At 38.9% G+C, this 3,204-nt stretch carries 5 protein-coding genes and 1 pseudogene; 5 read left to right on the plus strand and 1 reads right to left on the minus strand.

The window, feature by feature from the left end; translation table 11 throughout:
- Positions 1 to 217 precede the first annotated feature (217 nt).
- The gene (locus D7Y06_RS24460) at positions 218 to 481 is read left to right on the plus strand and encodes a type II toxin-antitoxin system prevent-host-death family antitoxin (RefSeq protein ID WP_012742051.1); all 264 of its coding nucleotides are present in this window, start codon (positions 218 to 220) and stop codon (positions 479 to 481) included.
- Positions 474 to 776 (plus strand): type II toxin-antitoxin system RelE/ParE family toxin, encoded by a 303-nt coding sequence (locus D7Y06_RS24465; protein ID WP_120410091.1) that lies wholly within the window; start codon positions 474 to 476, stop codon positions 774 to 776. The genes D7Y06_RS24460 and D7Y06_RS24465 overlap by 8 nt, the downstream gene beginning before the upstream one ends.
- A gap of 57 nt (positions 777 to 833) precedes the next feature.
- Here the strand turns inward: D7Y06_RS24465 and D7Y06_RS24470 are convergent.
- Positions 834 to 1,096 (minus strand): annotated as a pseudogene (locus D7Y06_RS24470) (DUF6061 family protein).
- A gap of 288 nt (positions 1,097 to 1,384) precedes the next feature.
- On the opposite strand from D7Y06_RS24470, the gene D7Y06_RS24480 reads away from it, so the two are divergent.
- The 3 genes from D7Y06_RS24480 to D7Y06_RS24490 all read left to right on the plus strand — a co-directional run.
- Positions 1,385 to 1,870: a GNAT family N-acetyltransferase gene (locus D7Y06_RS24480; RefSeq protein ID WP_120410092.1), complete on the plus strand. Its 486-nt coding sequence runs from the start codon at positions 1,385 to 1,387 to the stop codon at positions 1,868 to 1,870.
- Positions 1,871 to 2,394: 524 nt separating this feature from the next.
- Positions 2,395 to 2,574, plus strand: coding sequence for a hypothetical protein (locus D7Y06_RS24485; protein WP_120408590.1), 180 nt, complete (start codon positions 2,395 to 2,397; stop codon positions 2,572 to 2,574).
- 127 nt (positions 2,575 to 2,701) lie between these two features.
- A partial coding sequence (locus tag D7Y06_RS24490; RefSeq protein WP_147415777.1) for a ParA family protein occupies positions 2,702 to 3,204 on the plus strand: 503 nt, incomplete at its 3' end.

Raw genomic sequence — 3,204 nt, forward strand, 5'->3', positions numbered from 1 at the left:
AAAAGTGGCATATCCCCAATAAATTCAAGGGATTCTGCCACTTTGTTTTTCTGTAACTGTCGAAGATGGGATTATACAGCAAATTAATATATGTGTCAACAATTATTTTTCAAATCTTTTACTCTATGAAATATTAAAATTTTCATCATGTTGCATTTTTTGTTGTCGTCTGGACATAATTATGCTATAATTGTGTTAAAGAAAGGAGTGAAGCATTATGCCACTTATTATGCCTATTAAGGATTTACGCAATACAACCGAGATTTCTAATATCGCACACAAGGAACAGGAGCCTATTTTTATTACTAAGAACGGATATAGCGATTTGGTTGTAATGAGTAGTGAATTATATGACAAATTTGCAAGAATGAACCGCATTGACCAAGCCATATTTGAGTCCGAGCAGGAAATTGCTAACGGAGCAGAAGCAGTTGACGCAGAGATAGTTTTTGCAGAATTGGAGAAAAAACATTTTGGATAAATACAAGGTAAAAGTCAACCCCAGAGCAATCCATGAATTAGACCACATTTACGAATATATCGCAAATGAGAAATTGGCTCCTGAAAATGCCAAAGGACAAATTGACAGAATTAAGAAGTCTATTTTAAGCCTAGACACATTTCCACAGTCCCATCAAGAGCGTAACGAGGGTAGATATGCCGGAAAAGGCTACCGTCAGTTACTGATTGATAATTATATCGCCATTTTCCGCATTGATGAACCATGTAAAACAGTCTATGTAGTAACAATACAGTATCAAGGACGAAATCTATAAAACAAACGCCAAATGACACTATAAATCATTTGGTACTTGTTTTGACTTAAGAATTATCTAGCATAGTTCTAACGAATCCTCTGCATCCACCCACATCTGCATATTTCCTTCAAGATATAATAAATCCATCGACGTGTCGATGGATTGCATATATCAAGCGGTTCGTCTATCGCCAAAGCATTTAAGGCACATTCAGAGCAGGGAGTGGTTTTCAATCCTTCTTCTGCTTTATTGCAGTCTATCCGCAAGAAATAACCTGCATAGGTGTATACGTCAATACTGTTATGGTGGATATTGTATGTTGCGTAAATCACATTCATATTATCTGTCATCTTGTCTTTTTTTTGAAAGCATTTCAATCAGTTCACAATTCCCATATGTTTTGTGTTATAATGTTTTATGTGATTTTGTTTCCCTCATTTTTTCCCTTATCAAGGTTCGTAATGCCCTGTGGGAAGATATAACACAAGGGAAACAATAAGGGAAAGCTCACCTGCGATAAACTTAGCGTTTTCAAGGGTTTGCGGAGATTTTAATAAACAAATATAACAGCTAATATTTCCCTTAAAAATCATCAAAGCACAATCGGAATTTGCGAGGGAAAATGTATGATTAGAATAAGACCATATAAAGCTTCAGATGTAGATACAATATTATCATGGTGTCAGGATGAAAAAGTATTTTATCAATGGACAGCAGGTATACTCGGTAATTATCCGATAACGCAAAAGGAATTTTGTTTTGTTGAATCTCTAATGCCGTTTACTGCATTTGATGATACAGGAATCGTTGGCTTTTTTACACTAAGAAACCCTGATGAATCATTGGATGAACTACGTTTTGGATTTGTTATTGTAAATCCTCACAAGAGAGGAAAAGGCTATGGAAAAGCTATGCTCCGACTGGGTCTAAAATTTGTATTTGAAATATATGGAGCAAAAAAAGCATCATTGGGCGTTTTTGAGAATAATCTCCCGGCTTATTATTGTTATAAAGCAGTCGGTTTTAGCGATACAGTTCTTGATACGACAGAAACATATTGTGTTCTGGGTGAAGAATGGAAGTGCAAAGAATTGATTATCGAAAACAGATAAATTCCGATTTGTTTAATTGTTCAACGCTGTTATTTTACCACAACCGCATACACAGTTCCATTTAATTTTCCTTTGCCTTATTCTTTGCAATCATCATCTGCCTTGCCCGTTCCCTCTGCTCGGTGCTGACTGCCCTCTGCTTGCGGTAGCTGACATATGTTTTTCTTCCGTTAATTGTCGGGAGATTGGATTGCGGAATACTGTTGTTGGGTATTTCTTCACTTGTAGAAATAGGAGTTCATTTTCTATGGTAATTACCGCATGAAAAAAGACTATAACCGTCACTGTCATAGCCTTTTAAGGATTGAGGAAGTCCCTTTCTTATTTGTATTTGTTTTGTTACCTCTCCGCACTATCCAACATCTCTGGAGTTGTCATTTTGGTGGAGAGCAGAAAACCGCATAGAATCAGCAGAAAAGCGTAACTACACCTTTTATCAATACCCCCGCATAACACTCTTTTTACACCTTTGAACATAAAGCCATCTTCCTATACAATTAAACCATGAAAGGATGGTGTTGATTATGAGAGAAAAGAAAAACCATTTATATGTAGACAGCCAAGAACGGAGCATTTTATTACATAGCCTTGTGGAGCTGAAAAACCAACTCATTCAGCAGGGCAGATATACGGACTGCGTTGACGAACTGATATTTAAGGTCGTAAACGCACCAGTAAAGAGAATGAAAATTGAATATGTCTAAGGCACATCACAGAGCCGCTTATTCTTATTGATTTTTTAAGAGTAAGCGGCTTTTTTGCGTTCTCTGGTACTCTTACATAGCCACCTTGACAAAGTGGCTAAATCTATGCGAAAGGAGGACGCATCCTATGTCAAATTGCAAAGTAATCGCTTTAACCAACCAGAAAGGCGGCGTTGGAAAGACCACCACGGCGGTCAATCTGGGCGTGGCTCTGGCACAGCAGGGCAAAAAGGTACTGCTCATTGATGCCGACGCACAGGCAAATTTAACCATGTCGCTCGGTTACAGCCGACCAGATGACTTGCCCGACACGCTCTCGACTATCATGCGGGACATCATTGATGATAAACCTGTCGATGTTTTTAAAAGCATCCTGCACCATGACGAGGGCGTTGACCTGCTCCCATCCAACATTGAACTGTCGGGGCTGGAAGTAAGGCTCATTAACGCTATAAGCCGTGAAAGCGTACTCAAAACCTGCATCAATGAAGTAAAAAAGAATTACGACACGGTTCTCGTGGACTGTATGCCGAGCTTGGGGATGCTGACCATCAATGCTCTTGCGGCTGCTGACAGCGTGGTTATCCCGACACAGCCCCATTATCTTTCCGCCAAAGGCTTAGAGCTGTT

It is taken from the genome of Roseburia sp. 1XD42-69 (assembly GCF_003612565.1).
Classification (GTDB): domain Bacteria; phylum Bacillota; class Clostridia; order Lachnospirales; family Lachnospiraceae; genus Roseburia_B.

Coding starts and splice junctions, on each gene's coding strand:
- D7Y06_RS24460 (WP_012742051.1), top strand. CDS start 218: ATGCCACTTATTATGCCTATTAAGGATTTACGCAATACAACCGAGATT.
- D7Y06_RS24480 (WP_120410092.1), top strand. CDS start 1,385: ATGATTAGAATAAGACCATATAAAGCTTCAGATGTAGATACAATATTA.
- D7Y06_RS24485 (WP_120408590.1), top strand. CDS start 2,395: ATGAGAGAAAAGAAAAACCATTTATATGTAGACAGCCAAGAACGGAGC.